Below are 25,644 nucleotides of genomic sequence, written 5' to 3'. Positions count from 1 at the left end.
AGGCCTTGTTTGCAGCTTCTACGCGAGTGGCCACCAGGTTTTGGTGGTATCGAGCGTGTTGCTCATGAATTAGCTAGTAATTGGCAGCGACCGGTTTATAGCCTTGATGCTCAGCCTCAGCGAAGGAACTTGCCAGATTCTTTGCCAGTGGCTTACCCGCGGCAGCGGCTGCCGCGGCTTCAACTGGGGCGTTTGCTCTTGCCTCGACCCAGCCTTCAGTTGCGAAAGCTGTTGTTTTCATCTGAGCCTCTGCATGGCCATTTGCCCTCTCCAGGTGTTTTGTTCATCTTGTTGTTGGCTCGGCTGCTGCAGCCCAAGCGATGGGTGAGTGTTCACTGGCATGCGTTTTTGGAGTGTTCTCCTGGTTGGAGTGGCATCCTTTTTGGCTTGTACCAGTGGCTGGCTTTACGGCTAATTCCATGGCTCAGCGTTGTGGTGACCACTTCACCAGCTCTCGCAGCTGAGTTGCTGCGATGTGGTTGTCATTCCGCTCGGTTGAAGGTTCTTCCTTGTTGCTTGGATGCCGAATTAGAGCGTTCGGCTTTGGCGTTGCCATTGCGGATGCATGAGGCTGAAGCTCCCTTGCGGGTGCTCTTCATTGGCAGGCTTGATAGTTACAAGCGCTTGGATTTGTTGTTGCATGCTTTGGCTGCAGTTGAGGGAGAGTGGTTTCTTCAGGTGGTGGGAGATGGGCCGCGGCGAGTTGCTTTTGAGAAGCTCAGCCAGCAACTTTTTCATGGCGATCACAGGGTTCAGTTTCTGGGCTGTGTAGATGAACCGATCAAGCTTTGTTGCTTGGAATGGGCTGACGTGTTGGTGCTTCCGTCGGATCGCAGTAATGAGGCCTTCGGAATCGTGCAGTTGGAAGCGATGGCGGCTGGTATTCCTTCCTTGGCATTTCAGCGGCAGCGTTCTGGCATGGGCTGGGTCGGTCAACTTGCAGGGATGACATGGTCACAGCAGCCCAAGGATTTGGCATTTGTGCTGCAACGTTTGTTGAGTGATAAAGACTTGCTGATGCAATTAGATAAGCAGTCTCGAGCGAGATACAACGCTTTGTTTTCGCGTGCGATCTGGACGCACCAGTTTCAGGACATAGGTCCTGAGCAGAGTTATGGAGGATCATGAGCTCTCAAGACCTGCTGGTCAATCTGCTGCCTTACCAACCAGCACCTACAGGCTTGAGCCGTTATGTGGAGCGGCTCTTGTCAGCCTGGCAAGACGCAACTGGTGAGAAGCTCCCCACGCAGCTGCGTTTGCGGAACGAAGGCACGGCTGAGTTGGCAACTGATGCTGTTTTGCCATCAAGTCAGTCAAGCGGCTTTATGCGTTGTTTGCAGGCCAATGCATTGGTTCAGCATGCCGTGCCCGTTCGCCGTCTTGTGCGCAAGGCTGATCCCGCCCTGATCTATTCCCCTTATACCGATCGATTGCTAACGGTGCGTGACCGGCCACAGGTCATCACTTGTCATGACCTCATACCTTTGTTTTTACCTAGTAGTAGGCGAGCTAATTGGCGCAGTCGTTTTTGGCTGTCTAGACATTTGCAGGGTGCAACTCGCGTGATTGCGATCAGTGAATATGTTGCAGATCTATTGGTGGCTGATGGCTTGCCAGCTAGTCGTGTTGTGGTGATTCACAATGGTGTTGAGACTGTTGAAAACCCTATTCAGTCTCCTTTGAGTGGCGATTGCTTGTTGTTGGCCCGTCATGCGCGCAACAAAAACATTGCTCTTGCCTTGCAGGGGTTTGCTGCATTTTTGCAACAACTAAACAGTTGGCAGGGTCATTTAGTGATTGTGGGTAGCACTGGACGTGAGACAAATCGGCTACAGCTGCTCACGCGACAGCTTCAATTGCAGGAGCGTGTGCTTTGGTTCAAGCACTTGTCAGCGACAGACCTCGAACATCAGCTTCGTAAGAGCTTCTGCTTGTTGTCGACAAGTTTGATGGAGGGGTTCGATTATCCATTGCTTGAGGCCCAGGCTTGCGGTGTTCCCACTTTGGCCAGTCGCATCCCTGTACATGCGGAACTCCATAGCCAGGCGTCTTTGCTTTTTGACATGGATGATCAAGGGGCTAGTCTCGCTGTTGCTCTAAACCGGCTTGCAAACGAACCGGATCTTTGGCAACAGCTATCCCATGCGGGTCTAAGCAACGCCCGCCAGCTCACTTTGGACAAGCAATGCCGCACTATTTGGCAACTGATGAGGAGTCTGATTTGAAGCGAGTTGTGCTTGAGCTCGAGAATGTGCGTCTCGATATTCCAGTGTTCACAACTGAGACTCGCAGCCTGAAGGCTTCACTGATTCGCTCAGTCACTGGTGGTCGTTTAAATCGCAGCGGGAGTGGCGCTGTGATCACGGCCCTCGATGATGTGACATGTACTGTGCGTGAGGGAGAGCGGGTGGGCCTGATCGGTCACAACGGTGCTGGGAAGAGCTCTTTTCTCCGTTTGATTTCTGGTATTTATCAGCACAGCTTCGGCCGCTTCCGGGCACATGTTCCGGTTTTTCCCATGATTCATAAGGGCTTTATTACTAGTCCAGAGCTGAGTGGAACTCAGGCAATCAAGGCTCACTATTTACTGGTGAAAGGCAACCTGCGTGGTTTTCAAGACTACAGCGAAGACGTGGTGACCTTCTCGGGCCTAGGTGATTTCATTCATTTGCCTGTGAAGACCTACAGCCAAGGTATGGCAGCGCGATTGTTGTTTGCAGTTCTCACCTTTGGCAGCCACGATTGCTTGGCGATGGATGAGGGATTTGGTGCTGGTGATAGTAGTTTTTATCAAAAGGCACAAGAGCGGTTGCACACTTTCCTAGACACCACCGGCACGTTGTTTTTGGCCTCTCATTCTGATGAGTTATTGCGTCGCTTCTGCCAGCGAGGGTTGCTGTTTGATGAGGGAAAAATCGTTTTTGATGGTTCATTAGAAGAGGCCTTGAGTGTTTATCACCGTGGTCATCAGCCGGGCAGGAGAGCAGGATAATGAAATCCAATTCGATCCGTGCAACCATTCGCGAAGCCTGGCGGATGCGACGCGTTTGGTGGTTTACAGGCACAGCTCGAACGCGTGCGCGTTTTGCGCGTACCTTCTTGGGGAGTTTTTGGCTTGGTTTGTCTAATTTGTTATCCATAGCTGCTCTTGCTTCGGTCTACGGAGCCGTGTTCAAAGTGCAGGATTTCAATACCTATGTGGTGTATTTGGGCCTGGGTTTAGTGGTCTGGAACACCATTGGAGCGGCGATTGGCTCAGCCCCCAATTTGTTTGAGCATAACCAGGCTCATGTCTTGAATACGAATTTGCATCCGATCTTTTATACACTTGAGGAGTGGTCTTTTCAGGTTCAAACCTTTGCACAATCTTTCGCCTTGGTATTATTAGCTCTTAGCTATTATCAACACGACTTGTTCATAAATCTGTTGCTTTATGGCTGGTTGCCCCTCATCAATTTGTTTTTATTTATCTATTGGCTGCCGATGCTAGTGTGTTTGCTTGGTGCTCGCTTTCGTGATTTCTACCAGGTAGTGCCTATCGTTTTGCAGTTGGTGTTTTTGTTGTCTCCAATTTTGTACAAGAAAGCCAACTTGGGAGCTTATGCTTGGACGGCCAATTTGAATCCTATTTATAGGATTTTGAGCCCAGTCCGTCACACTCTGATGTCAGCCGATGTGCAGTGGCAGGTTGGGATTTTTTTATTAGGGATGAATGTTTTTGGGATCTGGATGGCCATTCTTTTGCTTAATAGGGAGAGTAGGAATTTACCATTTCTGATTTAAATTAATCATTGAATGATTCTCGATGTTTAGTTGAATACTGCTTCAAGCTTGTCTGTTAGATCTTTGTAGAAAATTGATTTGTAATGCTGGTAGCGACTTATCCTCCGTCGCCGTTCTTTAGTAGCAAGCTTGGGGTCTTTAAAGGCTTCTCCTAAACCTGCAATGGCATTCATCGCTTCTGCCCAGTCGCTGCTCTGCAACGTGGATATCGTCAGCACATGTTGATCAAAATCGTGCATAGAACGAATTTCGTTATGTGAGTCGCAGTCGCTGGCTATGCTTGGCATTCCTAGGCATGCAGCATCGAGTACGGGAATGCCGAAGCCTTCCACAAGCGAAGGGCTGAGCAGGGCAAGAGAGTTGAGATAGAGATCGAGCTTGGTGCTTTCATCCACGTAACCAGTCAGCATGATGCCGGGTTCGTGGCTCACAATCGCCTGAATGGAGTTGCTGTATTCGTCAACTTTGAGTTTGCCAGTGACGCACAGGATTATCCCATGGCTGCTCAGATTAGATTGGGCATAGGCCTGAGCAAGCAGTAAAAGATTTTTGCGTGCTTCCACGGAGGAGTTGAAAAGCACGTATTGGAAAGGTCCTGTCGATCTTGGTCGCTTCTTTCTTTTAGGGGAAGGGCGGAGTAGATAGCTGGTTGGCTCGTGATCCCCGATCCGATGAGGATCGGCAAGGATCCAGTCAGGAAAGTTCAGCGAGGGAGGCTGCACGATGACTTGCTCTTGCTCTGCAATAGGCCTAGAGCCGGATTTACATTGTTCTTCTTTTGTTAGTGAGCGGATGTGATGATGAAACTTGCTGGCAGTTGAGTTGGAGACAAATAGGCGCCTGGCCGGCAGGCAAGCTTGGAGCCTGCGGCTGAACATCAGGGAGTTTTCATTGTGCGAGACGTATTCCAACGGGATTAGATCGTGCACTGTTTGTACGAACACAGGTAGATGGTGGGGGAGGATATTGAGCGGACAGCTGGTGAGCAGCAGGTCAAAATCTTGTAGATCAATCTGAACAGGCTTATCTTGTTTAAGTAGAGCAGCAGTTTGGCTTGCTAAGAACACACCTGGAGCGGAAATAATGCCTTCTAGGTGTTGTAGGTAGCTGAGCCGTTCGATTCGCTTGTAGGGGTTATCTATTAGACCTAATAGTGGGAAATGGTGCAGGTCTTTTCTTTTATAATGCTTCGGTAATTGGATAAACTCAATCAGTAGATGCAGCCGATGATTCCACTTCAAGATGGTGCGGATGAGGCCAAAGCGCTCTGCAAGAAAATTTCTATCTTTAACTTGTTGTCCTGTGGCAAGAGCCTCCAATATGCGTGCATTTTGAATCATGCTCCGGGTGGAGCGGGGGAGCCTGCGCATGCCACGGCTGGCAAGGGTGGCAGAGAATTCAGTTAGCAGCCAAACCTCCGCGCCTGCTTCATGCAGACAGCGAATAAGCGCCTTGGTATAAACAGCAATGCCGCGATGCTCTCCTTGCTCAAGGTCGTACCCCGTCACAAGAACACGTAGGCCATTGAATCTATTTTCTGGCAGCGCTTTGCTCATTGTTTCGTTAGCTTGAATAATTGCTGATGCAACCTGAGTACTTCCTGCTCAAGACGCAGGCGATGCAGTTGAAGGGTGTGCACCTGATCGCGCCATCTGATTAAGTCATCATTTGGACCTTGTATAGATCCTCGTAGCACATGTGCCTCACGGGTTGTGCAGGAAAGTTCTTTACGCAGTTCTATGGCGGTTGCTTGTTCGAGGAACTCACGACGCCGTTGACGCAACAGATCGATATCTGCTTGGCAGCTGTCTTGCCTTGGGAGAGTGTTACGTGTTGAGGAGGGGTTGTGCATCCCGCTGCATTGTGGGCACACCATTACATCCAAGCCACGTTGACGGCGTAGCTCGAAGCAGAACTGGGTATCTTCTCCGTGCACTATGCATTCTTCATCGAAGCGAATCGCAAGGAAATCGGAACGTCGCACAAGCATGACGGCACCGATCACGGCCGGGCTGAGTATCGGGTAGGAGCGAAGTTCGTGGCTGTCGGCTGGAATCAGGTTTTCAAACAGGTTGTAAGCGGAGTGGTCGTTGGTGAAACCTACGCCGTCATGGGTGATCATTCCGTCACTGCTACGAAGACGTGCTCCGACTAGGCCTGCTTTGGGTGTGCTGATAAGACAGTTGATGGCGGCATCAATTGAGCCTGTATCAAGCACTACATCGTCATTGATGATTAACAGCAGATCTCCTTTCGCTTGCTCTGCAAGGCAGTTGTTGTTGGTGGCGAAGTGATAAACATCACGGTTGGCAATGCGAAGGGGATACCTGGAAAGGTTTTCGATTTCTTCTTCTGCGTTCTTGCTGCCATTCCATGAGCAGAGAATTTCGACGTCAGCTGCAGCCAGATTTGTTGCCTCATCCAGGCTGCTCAGCAGACGACTGAGAAGAGTTGCAGTTCGACTGACTACCAGAATTGAAAGACGCATCAGCTTTGGTGCGAATGGCCGGAGCCTATCAGCCGTCGTAAGCACTTACGTCTGCAGACCAAGCTTGCCAGCAAGGATTAAGAGCCGCAATGCGTTGCAAGTTATCTTTTGAGCAGCTCGGCATGTCGGTTTAGAAATGCGCTAGTACTACTTCTTAATACTTGAGGTGATGGCTTTTTTGATTTTCTTTTGGGGACTTTTCAAATTTTTCTATACCTTGGGGTAGAAGGGTAATAAGTTTTGGTTTAGATAGCCAATCATGTTGCTTAGTCGAAGCAGTGTCACTGTCTTGTTAATGCTGAAATAGTGCAGTTATCGATCAGCTGCTACTCAAATGCTCGCTATGAGTAAGGAATAGAATGAGAAATCTGAGCACTCGATTTCAATTCAGATCACGCTTTTTTAGATGGTGATGTTTCAGCTTCTAGTCGCTAATTGGTCACTCAGAAATTTGCAGTTAGTCAGGAAAAGTTGGCGGCATTCTGCTTATCATTGATCAATTCGATTCATGCAGAGCGATCGAATCGTGTTTATCAGGGGTGTCGTCTTTGTTGACTGCAATCCAGGCTAAGGCTCAAGCCCTTGAATAGTTTTTTTATACTCTTTTCGTCTGTTTTGGGAAGCTGTAGCCAAACAATGCGATCGGCGATCATCATGGTTGAACTATGCGATTGGCAGGCATCAGAAGATGAAGTGCAGTAGACCAGGTTTTCTTGGCTTGGGTGTTCAAAAAGGTGGAACTACCAGCCTTTATCGGCTTCTGACTCATCATCCTGGTGTGTTCTTGCCGCAGTGGAAGGAACTGCATTACTTCAGCTTGCATCACGGGTTGGGTGATGCCTGGTATGCCGATTTTTTCGCTAAGGCAAAGGAAGACCAGTGCGCTGGGGAGATTACCCCTTACTACATCTTTCATCCGTTAGCGCCTGGTCGGATAAAAGCACTAGTACCGCATGTGAAATTGATTGTGTTGTTGCGCGATCCTGTGGAGCGGGCATTGTCGCAACTGTTTCACAGCCAGAGGTTGGGCCTGGAACCGCTAGAGCTAGAGGAGGCGCTGGCGGCGGAAGCCGAGAGGCTCGCTCTCGCTGAGCCTGCTGTGATGGCTGGAGAGCGCCATCCCAGTCATCAGGAGCACAGCTATCTGGCTCGTAGTCGCTATGAGCTGCAGTTAGCTCGCTATCAGGCGTTGTTCCCAGCAGAGCAGCTTTTGCTTCTTCGTAGTGAAGATTTGTTTGCTGATACACAGTCGATATGGGTGACATTGCAAACCTTTTTGGGGCTCGATATCATCCCGTTGCTAAATGTGCCGAGAGCTAATTCAGGAAACCAGGAGGCGCAGTTGGTATCTGCTGAATTACGACAACAATTGCGTCAAAGATTACGCATGACCTATGAGGTGATGGCAGAACAATACGGTTTGCATTGGACTTGATTTGTTGGGTGTAAACTTCAAATTTTCTCTTAGATGCTCCTCAGCTCGGGAACTCGTTTGTAGAGAGATTGCGTGAGTGATTCACGCCGAGCCCATAAGGAGCGATACCACGCTAAGCGCCGCTGGCTTTGATGCTTTTGCAATCGGTTTTCCTTCACCCAAGTATGTGCATCTCTTGCACATGATTGTGCCTCTGAAGGCTGATCGATCCATCGGCTGAGAATGCCTTCTAGTTCTTGCTCGCTGTGGAAGATTGCCCCTGTTTTGCCAGGAATAATGGTTGATTCGTATATTGTAGGACTGGCAATTGATGCGACTTCGTGTCCAGATGCTTCTACATACTTGAGGTCGGACTTCATTGAATTGAAGCGATTAGCTTGTAGTGGTATGAATGCGATATGACAGCCAGCGAGCCGCTGTTGATACAACTGATAGTTGCATAGAGGCGTGAAGCGCTTGTTTTGTGTGTCTAACGACTCAAAAAAGGCTTTGTCATGAATTACTTCAAATTCACAGCCTTGAGGATAATGTTTGAGAGTGCGATTGATGGAATCCATCCAAGGCGCCCAATCATTTTCACGGTTGAGAGCACCAAAAAAGATTCTGAGCCTTTTTGAAGCAATCGCTTCCGCCCACTTCTCAGGGTTACTGGCTGGCAATCGCTCGAGACAATTCTCAAATGCTTCTACTTCGGGGTTGTGAGGACTCATAACCTTTTTGAGAGGGGTTGTGCTTACTTGAACTGCGTGCATCGCTTTGAAGCTGAAAAAATTATTTTTAGGGATGTCAGGGAAATTGTTGGGATCGTCGTCGAATTCACTGATAAGGATGTAGCCCGCATTAATCACTTTTCTGAGTCTTTCTAAACAATCTTCTGTGGGACTTACTGTCTGGCGTTGCCAGATCATGATGCGCGGAATATCTGTATTTGCATATTGAAGCTTTAATGATTGTTGGTTCAGTTCCAGATGAATACCAGGGGTGCTTGCCACACTACGTAGTGGCTGAATCATGCGAACTTCGTTCATTCCGGCCTGTGGTTTGAGCATTAATCCTTGGAGTATTAATGGCTTCACGGGTATTTTTGTTGCAGTAATTACGTATTGCAATGGTGCGCAGCCCTGAAGGAGTTGATCAGGATTGATGTTCATTGCTTTCAGGCTTGGTGCCATTGCCATTGCGAATTGTTGAGCTTTCTCAGGCTTGAAGATACGGGGATGGATCTCTGCCAAATGTAAGCCGGCAGCCTTAAAGAGCTCTTCGATGCTTTGGCGTGTAAACCAGCGCAAGTGTGTGCGATCAAAGATGCCTTGATCTTCTTGAGGCCAGCGGCCTGAGATTAAATTCAGCAATACTGACCAGTGCTGAACATTGGGAATACAGGCGATAACAACACCATCCTCACTTAGCCATTCCTGCTGTTGTTGGAGTAATCGAAGCGGATTATTGAGATGCTCGAGAACGTCTCCATATACGAGTGCGTCGATGCTTTGATGGCTGTCGGGAAGTGTGAATTGACCATCTATTTCCACATTGCAAGTCCAGACCTGATCAAGCCTTGTGCGAGCGATTCGAGCTGGCTCGTTCATCAATTCGACACCTAAATAGGTGGCATCTGGATTGATTGCTTTGAAGGCTTGGCCTAAGGCACCACTGCCGCAACCAATTTCTAGAATTGTTTTTGCTGTGGTGGGTAGTCGATACAGCAGATCAGGATTGATCTGGTCGTAGTATTTGGCTTTGTTGGGCGTCATCGGCGATGGTGTAGATGCAGAGATTGAACTAATAACCAATGGCGCCATTGGCGACGAGGTTGATTAAATTAAGCTGTTGGGGCAGGCAGACTTCTAAACTATATTTCTGAAGAATTGATTTTCTAGCTTTTTCCCCCAGTGACTTGGCCAGTTTGCGATCACGAAGCAAGTCGCAAACTGCCGTTCCAATCGCTTTGGGTTCAAAAAAGTCAACCAAAAGACCATTGACAGAGTGTTGGATAACTTCCTCTACCGGAGGTGTTTTTGAGCCAACAATGGCGCATTCACTACTCATCGCTTCAAGCAAACTCCAGCTGAGTACAAATGGGTAAGTGAGATACACATGGGCGGCAGAGATCTTCAATAATGTGAGGAGTTGGTCGTAAGGAAGCTTTTCGGTGAAGTGGACTCTCCTTTGATTGTAATGCCCTTTAATTTCTTCCATGAATTTGTCTTTGTATTCCCCGTTTTCACATGGTTTGCCGTAACTTACACCCTTGGTGCTTCCTACAATGACGATACGCGCCTCTGGATAGAGATCGTGAATCGTAGGGATCGCTCGTATGAAGCTATGGCATCCTCTATAAGGCTCTAGTGATCGATTGAAAAAGGTAACAATCGGATCGCCAGATTGAATCAATGAATTGTCTGGTAATTTTAATTGGACGGGGCTCGAGGTTGGAGACGCAATGGCGGTATCGATTCCATCATGAATAGCGCTAATTTTAGCTTGCCAGTTTGCTGGGAAGGTGCTGCGTTGAAATAATGTTGGCGTAACATTCCAGCGGCTTGATTCAAGATTGAGTTGGCTATGTGCATTCTTCATCCTTACTTTGGCACAATTCTGCCAAGGGAGTTTGGATTGAAACTCGGGGTCAAAATCATAATCAAATCCCCGAGCTATGTAATAAAACTCTTGGTAGGAAAGTATTGGTGATTCTTGCCAGATGTCTTGCAAAAACAAAGCTTCGCCCCAGCCCGGATGAGCGCAAATAATGTCGGGTGTGAACCCTTTGTTTTTGAGCTTAAATGCAGCCTTGGCACAGCTCTCAGCACGAATGACTTTTGATTCTGTTTCCGAAACAAGTGGGTGAATTCCTTCGGTGTTTCCTCTCTCCAGTTTGTAGCGAATAAACCTAACGCTCTTTGGGATACTTTCCGCCGGAGGGTTGATCCCAAGTGCCACCAGAAGATGTCCTTGTTGCTTTGCAAGTGAGTTAACTATATGTCTGTATTGTCCTGGGAAGCTTTGATGGATGAAGAGGATTTTCACGTTAGGGAGTGTTGGCTTGATTTAAGACTTAATCAGTTTGAAAAGGGCAATATCCGCACTGTATATTTCTTGAAGTAAACCCTCGCTGCTGAGGTTAAGAAGCTCATTTAGAGCAGATTTACTCTTGCGGTCGGGCCTCGGCCCGAGGGCCTCTCTCCCGGGCAAAGTGAGATCAACACCAAGGTATTGGTTGATTGTGCTCACTGCTTTGGCCATTTCTTGCATTGGCCATAAAGTCCATTGTTTAAGGTTGTCTTCTTCTGGCTTTAGTTGAAGAATGTCACACATCGGTTTCCAGTGATCATTGCTTACGTGTTGGTGCTCCGATTCCAGAATCCAAAGCAGGAATTGTTCAAAGCTTGGTTTGTCATCTGTGGCTATCCTGGCATGGCTCTTAATCGCAGGTATGATCTCAAGGCTGAAAAATGATTGAGGATTTTTGTGAAACAAAATCTTGTCAAGATAAGCGCTAGCTGCTCGCTCTTTTGGCTCTCGTAATACTGAAAAATATTTAAATGATCCCTCAGATTGTTTACTCTTAAAGAGGTCTGATTCTTTAGGGGTGAGATGAGCTGCGTAGGGCAAGGGCAGCGCACTTGGGTTATGGAGGTTCTTGTAGCTCAATTCTTCTTTTGTCTGAATGTTCAGTGCTGCAGCAAGGTGAAGTTTCCAGGATGTACAGGCTACTTTTGGCAAATACACAAAGGCAGCGTTATGGGGACGCAACCAGATCGTGTGATTTGGGCTTGGCAGTGATGTCATCGGCTCCGGGTTGTTGGCCATGCCTTTTGAGGATCTGGTTGTTGTGCCATCGGACCCCAGTGCCAATTCAGCTGTTGCGTCCATCCGGTTAGCTCTCTGCTGTGGCTTGAGCAAGGATTTGGATCCAGTTGTTCCAAGGCTTGATCAGCCCAGCCTGGTGTTCGCCATTTGAGTCGTTGTTTCAGCCATGAACGCAAACTTTTGCGCTGTTGGGGTGCTGTTCCAGGGTCAAAGCCGAAGGTTTGAAAGTCTCTTTGATAGAGGCGCTGTGCCATCAACCATTCTTGGTGATCGTTACTTACAGATTTGATTTCGGTTTTGGCATTTCTGATGTTGGTCTGGATATTTTGGATCAACGTGTTTGGCCAGCCTTTTTGTTTAGCTAGGGCCAACAGGTCGTCCTTCAGGGTGTTGCAATGGAGAATATGATCCACCATGGGCTCATCTCCCAGATGAGTAAAGTTTGTGATTGGCAAAGAGTGGATATAGCGGGGATCCCGTCTGGCATGGCGCCAGGGGAGGTCAGCGATGTAGTTTTGCTTCCAAGCAATAGGGAGACCTGGTCCATTTACTACCGCTTCTTCTTGTTTGGAGCGTTGTCTGTGGAATTCATTCGCAGCAGAACTTAGGCGTGAAAGCGGATCACGGATTGCGGCAATTACTGTGTATTTCTCTAGCCACTTAAATTCTGGCCAATGCATTAAATCATCGAGTGGGAGATGGGCGAGGTCTACATATCGACGGAGTCGGGTTGAATAGCTGTAATTGAACAAGCTAATGAAGGCGTTATCTTCTGCATCAGCTACTAGCACTTCTCGGATTTCCTTCCCTGCGCACTTGGGTACATGGAGGAACACCAATTTGAGATCATGTCTGATAATCATGATGTTGATGAAAGAAAGTTTCTGGTACTGACCACTGCCCTTGATCGACTTCCTCTTGCCGTTCACTTTGCAGACCAAGCTCTCCGGGATGGCGCAGCCATTGGAATTGCACATCACCTGCCTGCAACAGCATTGATAGGCAGACGTCTTCGTAGAGCATGGTGTTAACGAAGTCCCAGGTGTGCAGCCAAAACTCGTTGATCAAACGGACTGCCGAAGTATTCAAAATGTAGCCAGCGCCTCCAGAGAGCCATTCTCTCGTTCCGATTGAACAGAAAATGCGCTTGTTGGCTCGACGGCTCTTCCCTAAATGCCAGGCGCGATCGAGATCGAGGGGGGTAGGGGTCACGATTGGATAACCCGCAGCAATCGGTGTTGGTTGGTTTAGTCGCGAAGCTAGTGATTTTAATTGCTTGAGATTGCCTGGGCGGGCGTCATCGTCGAGTTTGAGTAGAAGGGGTGGATCGGGCAGGAGTGCTATGAGCGCGATCATGCTGACGACCTTGGCGGGTAGTCCCTCATAGGCATCGTCGACGCTGATACGAAGCAGATGCAGATGCGGGTCGTAATCAATCGCCCAATCCGCTTGATATTTTTGCCCAACGACGATGAGAGGCTTCAAAATCCCATGGACTTTTTGGCTCTGAAAGGCTTCTTGAGCGGCTTGAGCATTGCGTAAGCGATGCCTGCAACTCGTGATAACTGGCAAAACAGGACCCTGCCCATTTTTATTGAGTTCTAGGTTGTAATGCAGGCTTGAAAGTGCTGCCCGATTAATTTGGGTTAGAAGGGAGTGGGCTGCTGAAAGTGTGACCCCATCAAGAGGGACGAGGCCCGTGAGGTTGCGAAGTGGGTAGAGCAGATGGATGGGTGGCCGTTTCCAGCCCATAGCCTGAAGAACCCGAACTAGGCGATAGCGATACAGCAAACGTTGCCTTTCGCGACGCAAAAAAGGTCCACGAGAGGGGTGATCGCGATTTGCGGCCAGATCACCGGGCCAGCGGCAAAGTTCTGGTATCAGCCGATCGATGCTTATCGGAGCCACTCCGAGCAGTAGGGCATTCGTCTTTTTATGTTCTCATGGTTAGCAATGACGCAAACTGAAGTCAGCGAGGGTTGCAACAGGGATGCGACGCAGGTCCATGCTTCGATCGTTGGCTTTTCTCATGGGTCTCGGTAGCGTAATTTCGGCTTGCAAGTTCAAGAGAATTGGAGGATCAGCTGCAGGAAGGGGAAATATTTTGATGCTGGTGGTGGATGATCTCAACAGCTGGATCGGTTGCCTTGATGAGGGTTTGCCGGGTCCACGGGCGAAAACACCTGCGATTGATTCTTTAGCCCAACGAGGCATTTTGTTTCGGCGTGCTTATTGCCCGGCTCCGTATTGCAATGCCAGCCGAATGGCGGTTTTTAGCGGTTGCAGCCCATTGCAGAGTGGGGTGTATCAGGATGAAGTTTTCTGGGAGAACGAAGAGCGATCGCCTACATATCTGGAGCAGTTGAAAAGGCTGGGCTATCACACATTCAGTGCTGGGAAGGTTCTTCATGGTCTCTACGACTACCGAGGGGCGGCATTTGATAACCAAGCGCAGGCTGTTTGGCTGAATCGTCAGGACCGTTCATTCCTTTGGGATGAACGGGAAGAGATGCCTCCTGAACCGTTGCCAGAGCAGCGTCCGCTTCATGGCATCCATGAGGAGTGGGGAACTGGCAGGCCCTTGAGCCCCCAGCTCGACTGGGGAGCGTTGCCCGATGCACGCCATCAGGAGCAACCCGATGTACTGAACGCCGATGCGGTGATTCGCTGGCTGCAGAGGACTCCTTGTCAGCCCTTCTTTATTGCTCTTGGGCTCTACAGACCTCATCTGCCTTGGTATGTGCCCCAGGCTGAATTCGATTCTTATCCCTTGGATCGCATCCCGCTGCCGCAGGTGTTGGCAAACGACCTCGATGATGTTCCCCCCATCGCTCGTCAGTGGGCCCTAAATCCTGCCGATCACGCCACAATAACGGGCCATGGGCAATGGAAGCAGGCGGTTCAGGCCTATCTGGCCTCCGTCAGCTTCACCGACCGCCAGGTCGGCCGGGTGCTTGAAGCACTCCATGCTTCACCGGTTGCAAATAACACCACCGTGGTGCTTTGGAGCGACAACGGGTTCCACCTTGGGGAGAAGCTGCACTGGCGCAAGTTCACCCTGTGGGAAGAAGCCACGCGTGTGCCCTTCATCCTGGTTCCCCCAGCCGGGCACCACCGGGGCCTAATGCCCCAGGTGGTCGACGAACCAGTGAGCTTGCTTGATGTGTTCCCGACTTTATTTGACCTCGAAGGCCTGCACCACCCCACAGGAATCTGTGATGGGCATTCCTTGCTGCCGCTCCTGCAAGACGGCAACCGAAAACAACATTTGAATAACGCCCCGCTCACCAGCTGGCAGAAAGGCAACCATTCGCTTCGTTGGGGCCGTTGGCGCTACACCCGCTACTGGACAGGCGACGAAGAGCTCTACAACTGCGAGGCCGACCCGCACGAGTGGCACAACCTGGTGCAAGCTCCGACGCTTGAGGCATCACAGGAGCGTGCCCTCAAGCGCCTTAGAGCTGAATGGCAACGGCGCAGCCTGCCTGCAGAGGAGAAACAGGCATGACAAGGCCACGCCTGCTCTTGATCCATGTGGGCCGGCATAAAACAGGCACCACTGCTGTGCAAGAGCAACTCCAGAGATTGCGGCGTCCTTTGCAGCGCAGGGGGATATTGGTTCCGCAAACCGGTCTGCACCAGCAGCAACATCTGCTTTTCCCGGCAGTTTTGGTGCCCGGCCACCCGGCACTTCCACCAGGCCCATCTCCAGACCTGGATACGTTGCTGGGCCAGCTCGACGACGAATGGAAGCGCAGTCATTCACTCTGCTGTCTACTCAGTTCTGAGGTGTTCTGTGAACTGGCCTATCGCCAACCGGCTGAGGCGGATGCGCTGCTACTGAAACTCAAATTGATCGCTGGTGAATTGTGCCTTCTTCAGGTGGTGCGGCCTTTGCGTGATTTTATCCTCTCGTCTGTTAAACATCAATTGCGCAATGACCATCTACTGGAGCGATCACCCCTGAGTTGGGCGAATCACTGCCGGAGCAAACAGGAGACTCTCGATCATTTTTGGCTGAATAGAGGTATGACTCTTTGCACGATGCCCTACAACAGCCTCAACGTAGTGCCCGATCTTCTGCAACGTGTGCTGCGTGAGGCTGATCAACTGAGAACATGGCCAGGCTTATGTAGACAACTGCAGGCTCAACTGGAAACTCGACCAAATGCTGATGAATTACCAGAAGTTTTCTACGCTGCACAGTTTGTCCAGATAGTACGGTCCCTTTTTTATGGTCGCTCTCCTATCGGGATGGCGGTTTTGGTCCGTCAAGTTGGTCACCAGCTGCGATCGCTGGCACCGGGTAGCCTGGAATATCTAGTTGACTTACCTCATCAGCCCACGATTGCGGGTGATTGGGAATTGGTGCAGCAGATGAAAGTGTGGCAACAGCTAAAGCCAATTCTGGAGACTCTTTGATGGACATTCTCTTCATTCACGGTAACTATCCCGCTCAGTTTGTACATCTTGCTGAGCGCTTAGCTCGCCAAGAACAACATCGCGTTGTCTTTTTGACCAATCGCGAGGATTCTGAGGCTCGGCCTCTGACCGGAGTTTCTGTGAGGAGGTTTGTTCCCCATAGGGACGTTTCTGAGTCCACCCATAATTATCTCCGCGCTACAGAGTCAGCTGTTTTAAAGGGACAGGCGGTTGTACGAGAGCTGTTGGTATTGATAGAGAAGGGTTTTAATCCACGTTTAATAATCTTTCACGCTGGCAATGGCTTAGGACTTTTTGTTCGACATATTTTCCCGCAATCTCGGATGATTGCTTATCTAGAGTGGTGGTTTAATGATTCCACAAATCGATGGCTGATAGAAAACTATCAATTTAATGACCGATTGCGAGCACAAATGCGTAATAGTATTATTTTAATGGAATTGGATCAGAGTGATGCTGCTGTGACGCCTACGGAATGGCAGCGTGCTCAATTTCCGATTCATCATCAACCAAAAATTGAAGTAATATTTGATGGCATTGATACTTCGTTCTATTATCCAGGCACTGTTGATGGAATATGTAAGCTGAAAGGAGAGAACTCTGACATTCCATTAACTATTCATCCAGACTCTAGAGTTTTAAGTTACGCAACGCGGGGAATGGAGCCCGTTCGAGGTTTTCCTGAGTTCATGAGAATGCTGCCAAATCTTCTTTCTACCTATGATGATTTACAGGTTGTTATTGCTGGACGTGATCGAGTTGCTTATAGCTATGGTGCACCAGGATGCGAAGGCTCCTGGAAAAACTGGATGATGAATGAGATTGAACCAATGTGTGATATTTCACGCATACATTTCACTGGTCTTTTGAATTTTAGAGATTATCGTCAATTGCTATGGCGTACTGATTTGCATGTATATTTTTCTCGTCCTTATATTACTAGTTGGAGTTTTTTTGAGGCTGTAGCATGTGGAGCGCCTCTACTCGTGAGCAGTTGTGAGTGCACAGAATATTTATCAACTCCTGAAAATATACAGCTGGTCAATTTAGAGGATCCTAGAGAGTATGTGAGAGAAGCCAAGTTGGCCTTAGATAAATATGATGGTCATGCAAAGCGTTGTTTCTCGCAAACTCTCCCTCAACATTATACCCTTAATGAGTCTATGATGAAGTGGGCTTCTTTCCTTACGCGACTATTACAAGACCAATGCTAATATGAAAGTATGCGATATATTTAGGGGTGACATTGCCAATAATATTGTTTTCTGGATTTGCATTATTTGAAATTACTCACTGGCTTGTATGAGTCTGATTGACCAAAAAACCTTTTGCACAGTATATTATACGCTATTTAATTTGGATTAAATTGAAAGACCAGGTCCGTTTTCATTTATTAGGTTTTGAAAAAATGGTTGGTCCTTTTTATCAAACTAAGATGTATTATTTTTCATGCTCAGCGATTTCGTTCTCAATCCACCCAAGGGAAAGAAGTCTCTCCCCACTCGTCACGTTTCGCGCTTCATGTAAATATTGTGTTGGGCAGCTAATTATTTTGCCGGTGTTAAGCTTTACTATGTTTGTCTCGGGAGGAATCTATAGCACTAGTTCACTTCCTTCATATGAATAATCTCTGTCAGACAGGAATAAAGTAAATAATAAATCCCCCTCTGCCATTTGTTGCGATGGTGCATTCTGATTGTAAAAATATGATGATAGCCAGGTAATTGTATAATTTGAAATTTGTCTTTTATAGTGCTTGTCTGATCAAGTTGATTAGTGCCCCTTTTTCTTTAAGTTGTAGTGCTAATAGGTGATGATTACATTGATGCTCAATCAACTTACATTTCTCGTGTTGAATATACTCCGCGTACTTCTTATCAATGTACCCGGGGGAGTCAGAAGAGTAATGAATTTCTGCTTCTGTTGAAAAGGGCATAAAGTTTCTCAGGTTAAGGCAATATTGATAGAGCTCATCATTTTTGTGCTGTTTTCTCAGGAAATCAGACATTTTAATTTTGAAAATATCATCTTTTATTACGGTTTCCTTTTCTTCGCTGATTACTGTCTGTGGGTTAAAGACAATCGATTTTTGAAACCGTAAAAGATTTCCATACAGAAGGCATGCAAAACCACCTGATGAACTCCCTATGCCTATTATCCTAGTATATTCTTTTTGCTTAATAATCCTTTGAAGCAGACTAATAGTCTCCGCTAAATCTTTTGTACTATGCTTGAGGCCTTGAAGATAGTATTGTCTATTTTGATCTCGAACAAATAGCTTGTCTACCTGCTTCTCGTTTTTAAGTAAATTATAAAAATCAAACGTAGGTGGTGTCGCCTCGCCTCGACTTAATTGCATACCATCACTTGTGAATGCAATAATCAGCTTATTACTTTTATTGTCTTCAATGTAATAATCTTTTTTGGCTTCAAATGACGGATTATCGATATCGTTGGTTTTTGTGCGCGTATATTCATCCTTTGCATTCTTTGCCAGCTGTATAACAGTTAATAACGTGCGATAGTCTTCATTGGTTTTGTCAAGCCTGACTGCCTCTTTGAGCGCTGAAAGAGAATCCGCTATATTCTTTTGTTGATGGCAAAGTACTCCATACTCGTAATATAAGCGGTGGCTATTGGGATTCATCTTTAATCCGATTCTGTAGGTTTTTAATGCTTCAGTGTCTGATTTCTCTTTGATAAATATATTTGCTAAAAACGAATAAAGAATTTCTGATTTACTGTCTATTTTTAAGATTATTTGTAGTACTTCTCTTGCTTTGGCTAGGTGGCCGAGCCGAAACAATGCTATTGCCAAATTGAACATGCATTGTGTATTACCTGACTCTATAGCTAGCCCACGATTTGCATACTGAGCAGCTTTATCTGGCCTGTTTGCTATTAAGCAGACTGATGAAAGATTTATGTATGTATTTGCATTAGAAGGATTGATTTTCAATGCGTGCTCATAACATTTTATTGAGCGATTGAATTCTTTTTCACCTTTATAGATTACTCCTAAATTTATTAAAACCAATTCTTTTTGCTGACATCCGGCTTTTATTGCTGCTAAATAAAGAATTTTCGCGTGCTCTAAATCGTCGTTTTTATGTGCCTTTAATGCCTCCTGTGCAAGTGTATTGCAATCTGTCTTGTCGTCAATGTTATAATCTGATTTTTCGTTCATGGTTTTTGTGCCCTATTGATTCTTGCCATTGCATCTATCCTATCGTGCCTTTTCGTCACACTTCTATATGTTGAGCAGGGGCTTCCATCTTTCCGGTTATTATTCTGCATTATATGACACCTAAGCTTTTTGAAGGCTTTCTCAACAGTGATATATAAGTTTTCTATTATGCAAGAAAAACTAATATAGCATTCTAGGCTTTGGATTGTGGTAGGCGAAACCTAACTTTACCAGAACTCGTTTACCAAGCTCTGCATCAATGCATCGTTTAGAATTCTGCTGGATATGTCTGAATTTAAACATCGTTAATCATATGGCTAAGTCTGTTGAATTGTGCTTGGGACATGTGACTCTAGGGATTTAGAGAAAAGGCTTTTTTAGATAAACTATTGCACTACTTAGGCTTTGGATTGAATCTCTGAACAAAAATGTATTTTTCGTGAATATCAGCGTACTCCAGATTCATCTTTATGCCATTTTGAAGGGTATGATTTGCAAAGTGGTATTTTTGGTCTGTACAATATATAGTTGCCATCGCCATATATGGGTGGGTGATCTGGCTTTGCGCAGATAGTTTCTTTTAGAGTGATTGCTGCCTCCTCTAAATCATCAAGGCTCACAAGTGATATCTCCCACTCCTATAAGAATTGATGATTTTGTTTGTTATTTTTAAGTCCTTTCACGGAATATTCTTTGTCTTCTTGATACCTGAGTCTCTTTAGGCAAAGTGTGGAAATATTTATACATGCGTTTAGATCGCTCGGGCTTAATATCAGTATGGTGTTGTAGCATTTTTCGTTTCGTGCTTTTTTGCCATCACGCGCTAATTCTAATTCATTGGCTGCCTCATGTATAATGCTCAGTGGATGCAGCTTTCATTATTTGGCTAAGTATTTTTCATTTTAGAATATAAATATGACTTTAACATTATCGCATGATTGCATATAAGTTGCCATGAAAATTCCACTCAAATAGGGGATTGAGCTCGCTCGAATCGTCAGAGTGATGAAATTTTACTGAGTATATCTCTAAGATCTGAAAAGATACGTTTGGTTGATCGAGAGGACTCACAAGATTGCTTAAGCAAGGCAAGCTTGTTCTTGACATATGTCAATTGAACCACAAGAGACAGCGATGCCAATTCTTCCACAAAAATTTACTCTTAGTGATTGGCTGTTAAATGGCCTGCACTTTTGAATCGAATAATGAGTGGCAATTGACATGCAAATGCTAGACAATCTAAAGTGCAAAGTTATGCTGGTATTTATGAATAGTCTGAGTTGATAGTCTTGATATTATTTGCAACTGATTGATTATTTTAACCGGAGAATCTTTTATACAGCATATTATAGGCAACAATTAATTTGTTCATTATATCCTTGTTATCTTTGCCTAAGTCATTTTCTTTTTGCATATTAGCTCGAGCTTCGTCTAATAAGCTTAGTATATATCTGTTTTCTTGCTCTGGGATCTCACTTTCAATCCAACCAACTGATACCAATCGTTCACCTTTTGTCACTTCCCTTACTTCGTGAAGATATTGAGTTGGATAAATAATTACTTGGCCAGCATTGAGCTTTATTATTTTAGTTTCTGGGTCTATCTTTAGAACTAACTCTCCACCTTCATAGCTTGAGCTATCATTAAGAAACAAAGTGAATGATAAGTCTCTCCTTCCGTCACCGACTATAGGCGTATCTAAATGCGTTCGGTAAAACATTCCTTCACCAGTCCTAGTAAACATAATGGAGTGAGTTTTTTTTATCCGTGTGTAACGCATGATTCTTTTGTTGTTTATTAATGCTGTCTTGACGATGCTTTCACCATCTTGCTCTAGTTTGCCAGGAAGCTGAATATTTTTTTTCCAACCCGAAGTTCTATATGTTGAGCTGTACCTTCCATCTTTCCAGTTAGTATTCTGCATTACTTGACGTGTAAGTTTTTTGACTGTTTCCTCATCGATAAGATTTAGGATTAGATATAGCATTAATATAATAATGCAAAAAAGGTAATTATAACGCCCTAAATCTTGGGTTGAAGAAAGTGAAACCTAACTTTACCAGAACTCGTTTGCAAGCTCTGCATCAACGCATCGTTTAGAATTCTGCTGGATATGTCTGAAATTTAAGCATCGTCAATCATATAGCTAAGTCTGTTGATTTCTGCTTGGTACATGTGATTCTTGGGGTTTAGAGCCAAGGCTTTTTTTAGATAAACTATTGCACTACTTAGGTCTTGCATGTAATCCCTGAAAAAATAGGCGTACGTTTCGTGAATATCAGCAGACTCCGGATTCACCTTTATGCCATTTTGAAGGATCTGTTTTGCTAATTCGTATTTTTTATCTGTGCAATATATAGTTGTCATTGCCATATATGCGGGGGTGAAATCTGGCTTTGCGCGGATAGATTTTTTCAGATTGATTGCGGCCTCCTCTAAATCACCAAGGCCCGCGAGCGACACCCCCAAGTTATACAAGCATTGATGACTTTGGTTGTTATTTTCAAGTCCTCTCAAGGAATATTCTTTGCCTTCTTGATACCTGTATCCCTTTACGCAAAGTGAGGACAGGTTTATACATGCGTTTAGATTGCTCGGGTCTGATTTAAGTACTGTTTTGTAGCATTTTTCTGCTAGGCCGTCATTACGTAGTGCTTTGCTGACCACGCCTAAATTTAGTAATACGCCTTTATCATTTGCATCTTCTTGAGCAATCGATTTTAGATATAATGTCGACGCTTTTCCTAGCTCACCATTTTTGTGTGCAATCAATGCTTGTTGCGCTAACGGATTGCTTGGTTTTGGTGATGATCTTTCTTCCATTATCGCTTTTGAGGATAATTGATTTAAGCATAGCATAAAATCTTAGCGTGCTATAGCCTTTCTCTTTTAACATTAATACGTTGAGCCAGTTTAGTTGTTCTTCGGTTGTTTATTCAATTTCGATTGGCGTCACCCCAATTTAATGACGTCTAAAAAAAAGCTCCTCGTAAATGAGGAGCTTTTTAATTGTAATTAATTTAAGAGATTTTAATCTTAAATTAATGGATTACACGAAGTTGTCGTTATCGAAAGCGGCTGCAAGATCATCGAATATAACATTCGAAGTACTACCCTCAACCCCAGCTGCATCAGCTGCAGTTGTGTACACGATCAATGCATCCTTTGCGTTTGTTGCGTTATACGCACCAACTGCAGTGAATTTACCGGGAGTTTCGCCTACGGTAGTCGGAGCCCAGACGCCATAGGTAACGTACGCTGTGTCGTCAGTTGCTGCGCCGAAAGTAGTGATTGCTGCGAGCACAGCTGGAGCATTTGCTCCATATACTCCATCAACCACGTCAGTTTCAGCGAAGTCGGTGATGACATCAACAGTAGTCATAGTCCAGAACGCTCCACCGACGACATCAGCGTCTACGGCTGCCTGTTCATCGTCCGCAGCATCAACTTCTGCAGAGGCGACACTGTCACCTTCATCTTGGATGTAGACATCGGTGCCAGTACCACCTGTCATGTAGTCCGCAGCTGTACTGCCGTTGATGGTGTCATCGCCAGTACCACCAGTAACGGTGTTTGCAGCGTTGTCAGCCTCAACACTGAAGTCTTTGCTGAGAGTAGAGAAATCAACGGTATCGAAAATACCGTCTGCAACTTTGAGGGACGTTCCTGTTGCCAGGTTCTGGATATCAGTGCTACTCAAACTGAACGCATCATCGTCATCAACGAGGGAATCATCGTTGAATACCAGGGTGCCTAATGCAGCATCGGTACCGGTGATTACGTCGTCGCCTTCTGAGGCGAAGATAGAAGCGTTGCCAGCCTCATTTGCAGCACCAATAGCGACTGTGTCATCACCTTTACCAGCTAAAACGTTGAAGTTTGCGTCGTTTGTACCACCATCCAGGGTGATTACGTCATCGCCACCATTTCCGTTGACTGTGTAAACAGAGACGACGTTAGAAGCGTTAATGAACGTGATGCTGTCGTTACCTTCGCCACCACTGACCGTCATGCCGGAACTCAACGCAGTTCCTTCATTTATTTCGATGCTGTCATCACCAGCATTTCCGTTGATCAGAGAATTCGTGCTTGCATCAAGCTGAAGGTCGATGGTGTCGTCGCCTTCATCAGATCTGATAGTGGAGGTGGTGATAGTTGTGTCTGTTGCGCCACTGTAAATAGAGTCATCACCGGCACCACCGTAAGTAGTGGAAACGTCGATCGTAAGCGCTTGTGTGATGCCGATGTCGTCATCACCGGCATTGCCGTTGATGGTGGTTTTGGAGAGATTTCCGTTAATGTCGATCTCGTCATCACCTTCTTCACCCTTAACCAGAGTCTTGGTTGCGGCTGCGATGTCAATGGAATCAGCACCACCGCCAGTTTCGCCATCGCCAAGGATTGTCGTCTCGTTGGTGGCCGCACTGAAGGCAATTGTGTCGGCTCCTAGTCCACCGTTGGCAGTTGAGCGATTACCTTCTTCGAGCTGCATGTTGTCATCGCCCGCATCACCGAAGGTGTTGCCGTCTTTCAGCAGATCGGCGAGTGTGACTGCGTCGTCGCCTTCACCGCCTCTAACTGTGCCACCTTTAACCTCACCGGTAACGTCGATATCGTCGGTGCCTTGGTTGCCATTAACAAGAGTTCCGGCTGAAATTGAGCCGGTGACATTCATGTCATCATTGCCATTATCACCTCGAACCTTTGAGGTTGTAACGATGCCACCGAGTGTCATTACATCTTCAGCTACTCCGCCGAAAACACTAGAGCCAGTAACATTCCCATCGATGGTGAAGGTGTCATCACCTTGATTGCCATTCAGGAAGCTGTCATCAACAGTACTATTGAAGTCAAAGGTGTCGTCACCTTCATCACCGCGAATCCGCGAATCATCAATCGCTCCATCAACAGTGATTTCATCATTATTGATGCCACCGTAAATAGTCGAGATCGCAACGGTCTCGTCGAAATTCAATTCATCAGAACCGCTGTTGCCATTGACGAATGCATTGGATGCTGAAGCGTCAAAATTGACGGTGTCATCGCCATCGCCTGCTTTTACTGTTGCGACGTTGGCATCGCTGGCGATGTTGAACGTGTCACCAGCTGAATAACCGATGGCGTCAAATGATGCAGTAGTTGCTGCTACTTTGAAAGTGTCTGCTGCCTCGGTGCCGAGGAGAGTAATAGCATCACTAGAAGTGGCGCCATTGATTGTTTGAATAGCCAAGTCTCTGGATCTGATAAGGACTCAGCAAAGATAATACTATAGATTGAGGCAATCCGCAATTATTCTGTGCCGGATGCCTGACCGGACTTTGGTGTTCTTTTTGCTTGGTGCTTTTATGTGGGATTATAGGGTAGCATGGTGCGAACTGATGTCAGGTCTATAATTGTCTTAATGAATCTGTTTTGTCCTTGAAGCTCCCAAGTAATAGCTGTAGATAGGTCACGCTTCTTAGCTTGATATTTGCGGTGAGGCTCATTCCGGCTTGCAGTCTCAAGCTATTGCCATTTTTGAGTTCGAGTTGTTGGGTATTGATCTTGATGTCGGCTGGGAAGCGATAGTCTCGTCTGCCTTTGCTCTGATCTGGTGGAATGGCATCTGAACCAATTCTTTTGATACTGCCTTCTAAAACCCCGAAATCTGTCGCTGGAAAAGAATCGATGCTTATGTCAACATTCTGCCCGACACTGACAAATCCAATATCGCTGCTCGGGATTTCAACCTTTGCATGTAAGGCATCAAAAGGAACGACTTTCAAAATAGGTTCATTGCCATTGGCTACAAATCCAGGAGCGCTTGGTTGCAGTTCAAATATCATTCCGTCAGCTGGTGAGCGAATTTCTTGATAGCGCAATTTTACGTTTTGCTCTGTGAGTGAGCTGCCTAGATCTCCTAATTGAGCTTTTAACTGCACAATCTGCTGATTAAGACGAGCCCGTTGACGCTCTCGTTCATCAATTCTTTTGGCAATTTCTCCTTCTTGTTGTTGAATCTTGTCGCGTTGCTGAAGTACTTGTAACTCGGATCCTGCGCCCTGTCTCTCCAGTGCTATGTATCTACTGAGAACATTTTTTTGTAGCTTTAGATTGTCTATTAATACTTTCTGCTCCGTGCTGTTGAGATCTAAATATCGATCCAATTCTTCCTGCTTGAATTCGAGCTGTTTAAGTTTGAACCTGATGTTGCCGCTGAGACTTTCCTGTCTCTCTGCACTAGTTTCGGTATCCAGTCGCAACAAGATTTGCCCTTGTTTTACATGCTCACCCTCTTTCACTAAAATTTGATCCACAACTCCGCCGATAGGTACCTTTACTTCTTTGACAGCACCGATTGGTTCGAGCTTGCCAGGCGTAACCACAATTTCTTCTGTTTTTGCAATCGCCAACCAGCCGATGCCAAAGGTGGCCGTTGCAATCATGGTCATGATTGATGCGCGTAACCAAATCGGCGATTGTTCAACCACCTCAAGTTGATGGTCGTTGCCACTGATC

Annotated in this window: 20 protein-coding genes; 8 read left to right on the top strand and 12 right to left on the bottom strand. The window is 46.4% G+C overall.

The window, feature by feature from the left end:
- The first annotated feature begins 9 nt into the window (after window positions 1–9).
- Genes PMIT1303_RS09400 through PMIT1303_RS09385 form a run of 4 tightly spaced genes read left to right on the top strand, consistent with a single transcriptional unit; the run spans window position 10 to window position 3,783 of the window.
- Entirely contained in the window at window positions 10–1,128 is a 1,119-nt protein-coding gene (locus PMIT1303_RS09400; RefSeq protein WP_231901435.1) for a glycosyltransferase family 4 protein, read from the top strand.
- Window positions 1,125–2,225 (top strand): glycosyltransferase family 1 protein, encoded by a 1,101-nt coding sequence (locus tag PMIT1303_RS09395; protein WP_063398503.1) that lies wholly within the window; start codon window positions 1,125–1,127, stop codon window positions 2,223–2,225. Before PMIT1303_RS09400 ends, PMIT1303_RS09395 begins: the two co-directional genes overlap by 4 nt.
- Window positions 2,222–2,992 carry an ABC transporter ATP-binding protein gene (locus PMIT1303_RS09390; protein WP_231901434.1) on the top strand — a complete coding sequence of 257 codons (771 nt, stop codon included), beginning with the start codon at window positions 2,222–2,224 and terminating at the stop codon, window positions 2,990–2,992. The genes PMIT1303_RS09395 and PMIT1303_RS09390 overlap by 4 nt, the downstream gene beginning before the upstream one ends.
- Window positions 2,992–3,783, top strand: coding sequence for an ABC transporter permease (locus PMIT1303_RS09385; protein ID WP_063398501.1), 792 nt, complete (start codon window positions 2,992–2,994; stop codon window positions 3,781–3,783). The genes PMIT1303_RS09390 and PMIT1303_RS09385 overlap by 1 nt, the downstream gene beginning before the upstream one ends.
- A gap of 26 nt (window positions 3,784–3,809) precedes the next feature.
- On the opposite strand, the gene PMIT1303_RS09380 is transcribed toward PMIT1303_RS09385, so the two are convergent.
- Entirely contained in the window at window positions 3,810–5,339 is a 1,530-nt protein-coding gene (locus PMIT1303_RS09380) for a glycosyltransferase (RefSeq protein WP_063398500.1), read from the bottom strand.
- The gene (locus PMIT1303_RS09375) at window positions 5,336–6,271 is read right to left on the bottom strand and encodes a glycosyltransferase (protein WP_063398499.1); all 936 of its coding nucleotides are present in this window, start codon (window positions 6,269–6,271) and stop codon (window positions 5,336–5,338) included. Before PMIT1303_RS09375 ends, PMIT1303_RS09380 begins: the two co-directional genes overlap by 4 nt.
- Window positions 6,272–6,959: 688 nt before the next feature.
- Here PMIT1303_RS09375 and PMIT1303_RS09370 point away from each other — a divergent pair.
- The gene (locus PMIT1303_RS09370; RefSeq protein ID WP_063398938.1) at window positions 6,960–7,706 is read left to right on the top strand and encodes a sulfotransferase; all 747 of its coding nucleotides are present in this window, start codon (window positions 6,960–6,962) and stop codon (window positions 7,704–7,706) included.
- A 29-nt stretch (window positions 7,707–7,735) separates the two neighbouring features.
- On the opposite strand, the gene PMIT1303_RS09365 is transcribed toward PMIT1303_RS09370, so the two are convergent.
- From PMIT1303_RS09365 to PMIT1303_RS13545, 5 genes are read right to left on the bottom strand one after another with little or no spacing between them, the layout of a single operon-like run.
- A complete protein-coding gene (locus tag PMIT1303_RS09365) occupies window positions 7,736–9,508 on the bottom strand; it encodes a methyltransferase domain-containing protein (RefSeq protein WP_082824480.1) in 1,773 nt (590 codons plus the stop codon).
- The gene (locus tag PMIT1303_RS09360; RefSeq protein WP_063398497.1) at window positions 9,489–10,733 is read right to left on the bottom strand and encodes a glycosyltransferase family 4 protein; all 1,245 of its coding nucleotides are present in this window, start codon (window positions 10,731–10,733) and stop codon (window positions 9,489–9,491) included. The genes PMIT1303_RS09365 and PMIT1303_RS09360 overlap by 20 nt, the downstream gene beginning before the upstream one ends.
- Window positions 10,734–10,754: 21 nt before the next feature.
- Window positions 10,755–11,516: a sulfotransferase family 2 domain-containing protein gene (locus PMIT1303_RS09355; protein WP_197459810.1), complete on the bottom strand. Its 762-nt coding sequence runs from the start codon at window positions 11,514–11,516 to the stop codon at window positions 10,755–10,757.
- Complete coding sequence (locus PMIT1303_RS09350; RefSeq protein WP_063398495.1) at window positions 11,492–12,379, bottom strand: sulfotransferase family 2 domain-containing protein; 888 nt, start codon at window positions 12,377–12,379, stop codon at window positions 11,492–11,494. Before PMIT1303_RS09350 ends, PMIT1303_RS09355 begins: the two co-directional genes overlap by 25 nt.
- On the bottom strand, window positions 12,363–13,424 hold the full coding sequence (locus PMIT1303_RS13545) for a hypothetical protein (protein WP_063398494.1): 1,062 nt from the start codon (window positions 13,422–13,424) through the stop codon (window positions 12,363–12,365). Before PMIT1303_RS13545 ends, PMIT1303_RS09350 begins: the two co-directional genes overlap by 17 nt.
- A gap of 82 nt (window positions 13,425–13,506) precedes the next feature.
- Here PMIT1303_RS13545 and PMIT1303_RS09340 point away from each other — a divergent pair, with 82 nt between their 5' ends.
- Genes PMIT1303_RS09340 through PMIT1303_RS09330 form a run of 3 tightly spaced genes read left to right on the top strand, consistent with a single transcriptional unit; the run spans window position 13,507 to window position 17,173 of the window.
- Window positions 13,507–15,024: a sulfatase gene (locus tag PMIT1303_RS09340; protein ID WP_082824477.1), complete on the top strand. Its 1,518-nt coding sequence runs from the start codon at window positions 13,507–13,509 to the stop codon at window positions 15,022–15,024.
- A complete protein-coding gene (locus PMIT1303_RS09335) occupies window positions 15,021–15,938 on the top strand; it encodes a hypothetical protein (RefSeq protein ID WP_156486995.1) in 918 nt (305 codons plus the stop codon). Before PMIT1303_RS09340 ends, PMIT1303_RS09335 begins: the two co-directional genes overlap by 4 nt.
- Entirely contained in the window at window positions 15,875–17,173 is a 1,299-nt protein-coding gene (locus tag PMIT1303_RS09330; RefSeq protein ID WP_197459809.1) for a glycosyltransferase, read from the top strand. Before PMIT1303_RS09335 ends, PMIT1303_RS09330 begins: the two co-directional genes overlap by 64 nt.
- 533 nt (window positions 17,174–17,706) lie before the next feature.
- Here PMIT1303_RS09330 and PMIT1303_RS09325 read toward each other — a convergent pair.
- From PMIT1303_RS09325 to PMIT1303_RS09305, 5 genes are all read right to left on the bottom strand, one after another.
- Window positions 17,707–19,146: a lipopolysaccharide assembly protein LapB gene (locus tag PMIT1303_RS09325; protein WP_063398490.1), complete on the bottom strand. Its 1,440-nt coding sequence runs from the start codon at window positions 19,144–19,146 to the stop codon at window positions 17,707–17,709.
- Window positions 19,147–20,464: 1,318 nt separating this feature from the next.
- A complete protein-coding gene (locus PMIT1303_RS09320; protein ID WP_063398489.1) occupies window positions 20,465–21,133 on the bottom strand; it encodes a Fe2+-dependent dioxygenase in 669 nt (222 codons plus the stop codon).
- Between the two features lie 137 nt (window positions 21,134–21,270).
- Window positions 21,271–21,969: a lipopolysaccharide assembly protein LapB gene (locus PMIT1303_RS09315; RefSeq protein WP_063398488.1), complete on the bottom strand. Its 699-nt coding sequence runs from the start codon at window positions 21,967–21,969 to the stop codon at window positions 21,271–21,273.
- Between the two features lie 226 nt (window positions 21,970–22,195).
- Window positions 22,196–24,376, bottom strand: coding sequence for a calcium-binding protein (locus PMIT1303_RS09310; protein WP_063398487.1), 2,181 nt, complete (start codon window positions 24,374–24,376; stop codon window positions 22,196–22,198).
- Window positions 24,377–24,533: 157 nt separating this feature from the next.
- Window positions 24,534–25,616, bottom strand: coding sequence for an HlyD family secretion protein (locus tag PMIT1303_RS09305; RefSeq protein ID WP_231901433.1), 1,083 nt, complete (start codon window positions 25,614–25,616; stop codon window positions 24,534–24,536).
- Window positions 25,617–25,644: the final 28 nt, after the last annotated feature.

This window comes from Prochlorococcus sp. MIT 1303 (assembly GCF_001631965.1).
In the GTDB taxonomy this organism is placed as follows: domain Bacteria; phylum Cyanobacteriota; class Cyanobacteriia; order PCC-6307; family Cyanobiaceae; genus Prochlorococcus; species Prochlorococcus marinus_D.
This window is presented reverse-complemented; position numbering and strand designations above follow the sequence as displayed.

Excerpts from the sequence above, each read along its gene's own strand:
- PMIT1303_RS09320 (WP_063398489.1), bottom strand. The coding sequence starts at position 21,133 with ATGCTATATCTAATCCTAAATCTTATCGATGAGGAAACAGTCAAAAAA.
- PMIT1303_RS09325 (WP_063398490.1), bottom strand. The coding sequence starts at position 19,146 with ATGAACGAAAAATCAGATTATAACATTGACGACAAGACAGATTGCAAT.
- PMIT1303_RS09335 (WP_156486995.1), top strand. The coding sequence starts at position 15,021 with ATGACAAGGCCACGCCTGCTCTTGATCCATGTGGGCCGGCATAAAACA.
- PMIT1303_RS09340 (WP_082824477.1), top strand. The coding sequence starts at position 13,507 with ATGCGACGCAGGTCCATGCTTCGATCGTTGGCTTTTCTCATGGGTCTC.
- PMIT1303_RS09365 (WP_082824480.1), bottom strand. The coding sequence starts at position 9,508 with ATGGCGCCATTGGTTATTAGTTCAATCTCTGCATCTACACCATCGCCG.
- PMIT1303_RS09395 (WP_063398503.1), top strand. The coding sequence starts at position 1,125 with ATGAGCTCTCAAGACCTGCTGGTCAATCTGCTGCCTTACCAACCAGCA.
- PMIT1303_RS09375 (WP_063398499.1), bottom strand. The coding sequence starts at position 6,271 with ATGCGTCTTTCAATTCTGGTAGTCAGTCGAACTGCAACTCTTCTCAGT.
- PMIT1303_RS09385 (WP_063398501.1), top strand. The coding sequence starts at position 2,992 with ATGAAATCCAATTCGATCCGTGCAACCATTCGCGAAGCCTGGCGGATG.
- PMIT1303_RS09370 (WP_063398938.1), top strand. The coding sequence starts at position 6,960 with ATGAAGTGCAGTAGACCAGGTTTTCTTGGCTTGGGTGTTCAAAAAGGT.
- PMIT1303_RS09380 (WP_063398500.1), bottom strand. The coding sequence starts at position 5,339 with ATGAGCAAAGCGCTGCCAGAAAATAGATTCAATGGCCTACGTGTTCTT.
- PMIT1303_RS09350 (WP_063398495.1), bottom strand. The coding sequence starts at position 12,379 with ATGATTATCAGACATGATCTCAAATTGGTGTTCCTCCATGTACCCAAG.
- PMIT1303_RS09355 (WP_197459810.1), bottom strand. The coding sequence starts at position 11,516 with ATGGCCAACAACCCGGAGCCGATGACATCACTGCCAAGCCCAAATCAC.
- PMIT1303_RS09315 (WP_063398488.1), bottom strand. The coding sequence starts at position 21,969 with ATGGAAGAAAGATCATCACCAAAACCAAGCAATCCGTTAGCGCAACAA.